Below are 3,187 nucleotides of genomic sequence, written 5' to 3' on the forward strand. Positions count from 1 at the left end.
AGGACGAGCTCGCGGGTGAGCGGCAGCGCCTGCGCCGGCTGGGCGCCAGAACGGCGCAGCAGCCCGCGCAGCGCCGGCACCGCCCCGACCGCCGCCCGCGCCGCCGGCATCAGCGCCGCCTTCAGGCTCCCCCCGAGGCCCCCGGTGCCTCCGGGCGCCAGACCGACCTTGCTGCAGACCTGCACCGCGTCGCGCCGGCCCTTGAGGAAGCGCCCGGCGATCTCCTCCGCCCGGCCGCCGCCGTAGAGGGGCGCCAGGTCGAGCCAGGTGACGCCGGCGTCGAAGGCGGCCTCGAGCGCCCGGAGCCCCGGCGCCTCGCCGACGCGCGAGCCGAGCGAGGCGGCTCCGAAGCCGAGGCAGGAGGTCTCGATGCCGGTCGTCCCGAGCGTCACCCGTCGCATGCCCTGCCTCCCTCGCCTACTGAAGGCTAGCCGTCCCTCCTGCCCACCTCAACCTTGCGCATGACCTGCGGCGAGGTCGTCGGCGAGGCGCAGGCCGAGCTGGACGGCGGTGAGCGTCGGGTTGGCCTGGCCGGAGGTCGGCAGCACCGCGGTCGAGACCACATGCAGCCCGGGCGTGCCGAAGACCCGGCAGCGGCCGTCCACCACCCCCTGCCCCGGCTCGGTGGCCATGCGGATCGTCCCGACCTGGTGGGCGCCGTCCCTGGCGTTCGCGAGCACCGCAGCCGCCCGCGCCCCGGGGTCGGCGGCGTAGTAGTCGAGCCGCGCCAGGCGGTTGCGCACGAGCCAGGCCTCGAGCGCGGCGTGCGCCCGGACGACCGAGGTGGCGTCCGCTTCGCCGAAGCGCAGGTCGATGCGGAGCCGCCGCTGGCCGAGCCCGTCGCGCGCCTCCGCGAGCGTCAGGCGGCTCTCCGGGTCGGGCAGCTGCTCGGAATGGTACTCGAGCCCGTAGCGCCGGGCGGAATTGGTGAGGAAGAAGCCGGGCAGCCGCATCCTCGCCACCTGGTTCCGCCAGAGGAAGGCGGGAGCGAAGCCGAGGGTGCGCGGCAGGTCGCGCAGGACGTTGCCGAGGTGCGCCGCGCGCCGGTAGGGCGGCGGGCCCACATGCTTCAGCCGCACCGGCTCGGCGATCAGCCGCCGCCCGAGCGGCGCCAGCGACAGGGCGAGGAAGACCGCGGAGAGCGGCCCCGAGCGGTGCGCGGCATTGGCGATCGGCGGCACCACCGGCCAGAAGGCGACGTTGGCGAGGCGCTCCGCCTCCTGGGTGGCGTCGGACGGCACCAGGCGGCGGCGGACGTAGGAGCCGTGGGCGTCAACGTGATAGTCGAGGGCGTCGTGCAGCCTCCGGTCCTCGAGGACGAGGTCGGCGATCTGGCCGGAGAGATGGCCCATGTAGAAGCGCCCGAGCGGGCCGCCGGCGCCGCCGAAGAGCCCCGGATTTCGTTCCTGCTCGAGGAGCAGCAGGCGGGTGCTGGCGTTGCCGCCAGCCGCGAGCACCACCCGGGCGGCGGGTATCTCCCCCCTGCCCTCTTCCCCGACGTGGAGCTAGAGCCCGGCGATGGCGCCGTCCGGGCCATAGCGGAAGCCGGTGACGGTGGAGCGGAGCGCGACGGTCAGGTCCGGGCGCCCCACCAGGGCCTTGCCGTGGAGCTTCTGGATGCGGGGCCGGTTCGTCCAGCGTTCGAGCGTGTCGCAGCGGAACGCCGCATCGGCGGCGACGCCGGGGATCGGGGCGGAAAAGACCGCCTCTCCCGCTCCGAGGGCGGCGAGGGCCGGCGCCAGGAAGGGCGCGAGGTCGTCCTCGGTGATCGGCCAGGCCTTGAGCCCGAGCCAGGGCCGGGCGCGGAAGTCGATCGGGTCGAAGGGCACGCAGCGCCCGGCCCAGAGGTTGGAGGTGCCGCCGAGCCGGCGCGCGACGGCGGTATGGGGCTCGAAATGGCTGTCGGGGCTCAGGCACTCGGCGACCGCGAGGTCGTCGGCCGCGGGCTCGAGCCCGGCGCCGCCGCTCTCGAGCACCAGCACCCGGAAGCCGCGGTCGGCGAGCGCCAGCGCCGTGACGATGCCGACCGGGCCCGAGCCGATGACGTGGACGTCCGCGGCGAGCTCCCGGAGCACCGCGAGCCGGGACGATTCGAGGATCATGCGGTCAGGTCGGCCCCTCGCGCGGCCTCCGGGATCCCGCCCCGCGCGAGGTCGTGGGCGCGTTCCTGGAAGGCCCATTCCGCGGCCTCGCGCTTGCCGGTGCGGAGCGCCCGGAGCTGGTAGCGGCGGAGGAAGCGGATGAAGTCCTCGTCGCCGAGCCGCGGCGTGCCGGTGAGGGCGGCGCGCAGGTAGCCGGTGGTGAACCAGAGCGTGCCGAGGACGAGCGGCGGCTCCTTGAGCCGGTTGACCGCAGCGGCGGCGAAGAACAGCGGGTGCGTGCCGATCCGCCACTGCGCCTCGCCGTGGCGGGCCCGGCCGTGGCGCAGGCTCTTCTGGCTCGACCCCATGGCGCGGAGATGCAGGAAGCGGGTGTCCGCCTCGTCGCGGGAGCCGGCGCGCCAGCCGTGCCAGCGCGCCATGTGGCCGTCGAGCATGTCCCAGCCGTTCTCCACGACGAAGCCGCCGATCGCGTCGAAGGCGCTCCGGCGGTAGAACTTGATCATCCCGACTGAGCTCTCGTCGCCGCAGAGCTCGGGGACGAGGCGGCCGGCGCGGTTGTGATACCAGGGCTTGCCGCTGAAGGTGCCGAGGCGCGGGTCGGCCGCCATCCGCTCGAGCATGATCTCGAAGTAGCGCTCGGGGAGCTCGAGATCGACGTCGAACTTGCAGATGAAGTCGTGGGCTGCGTCGACGGCGGCGAGCCCGGCATTGAACGCCTGGATGACGCCGGGGCCGACAGCCCGCGCGCCAGTTTCACGATGCACCACCTTGATGAAGGGCATCCGGGTCTGGTACTGCGCGACGATCGCCATGCTGTCGTCGCGCGAGCCGTCGTCGACGATCACCCACTGCGCTGGCTTGACGGTCTGCTGGGCTACGGAGTGGAGGGTTTTCTCAATGTATTTGGCTTCGTCCTTGCAGGGCGAGACAAGCACATAGGCGGTCTGCATGACGGATACCCTTCGGATGCGGAAGATTTCCGGATCTCCCGCACTACAGCGCGCGGTCCTTTCCGGCCCGTCGCACACGCATGCCCTAGCTGGTCTTCTGCCCCCATCCGGCGGGTGGGGTCAAGCCCGCCTTCG

At 73.5% G+C, this 3,187-nt stretch carries 4 protein-coding genes; all 4 read right to left on the reverse strand.

The window, feature by feature from the left end; genetic code table 11:
- Nucleotides 1-401, reverse strand: a 401-nt coding sequence (locus Q0112_RS17875) for an aldo/keto reductase (RefSeq protein ID WP_297977379.1), incomplete at its 3' end; no start/stop codon positions are given.
- Between the two features lie 48 nt (nt 402-449).
- Entirely contained in the window at nt 450-1,460 is a 1,011-nt protein-coding gene (locus Q0112_RS17880; protein ID WP_297977380.1) for a GMC family oxidoreductase, read from the reverse strand.
- A 45-nt stretch (nt 1,461-1,505) separates the two neighbouring features.
- Nucleotides 1,506-2,102, reverse strand: a complete 597-nt coding sequence (locus Q0112_RS17885) for an NAD(P)-binding protein (protein WP_297977382.1) — start codon at nt 2,100-2,102, stop codon at nt 1,506-1,508.
- Nucleotides 2,099-3,052 carry a glycosyltransferase family A protein gene (locus Q0112_RS17890; RefSeq protein WP_297977383.1) on the reverse strand — a complete coding sequence of 318 codons (954 nt, stop codon included), beginning with the start codon at nt 3,050-3,052 and terminating at the stop codon, nt 2,099-2,101. The genes Q0112_RS17885 and Q0112_RS17890 overlap by 4 nt, the downstream gene beginning before the upstream one ends.
- Nucleotides 3,053-3,187: the final 135 nt, after the last annotated feature.

This window comes from uncultured Amaricoccus sp., from assembly GCF_937858865.1.
Classification (GTDB): domain Bacteria; phylum Pseudomonadota; class Alphaproteobacteria; order Rhodobacterales; family Rhodobacteraceae; genus Amaricoccus.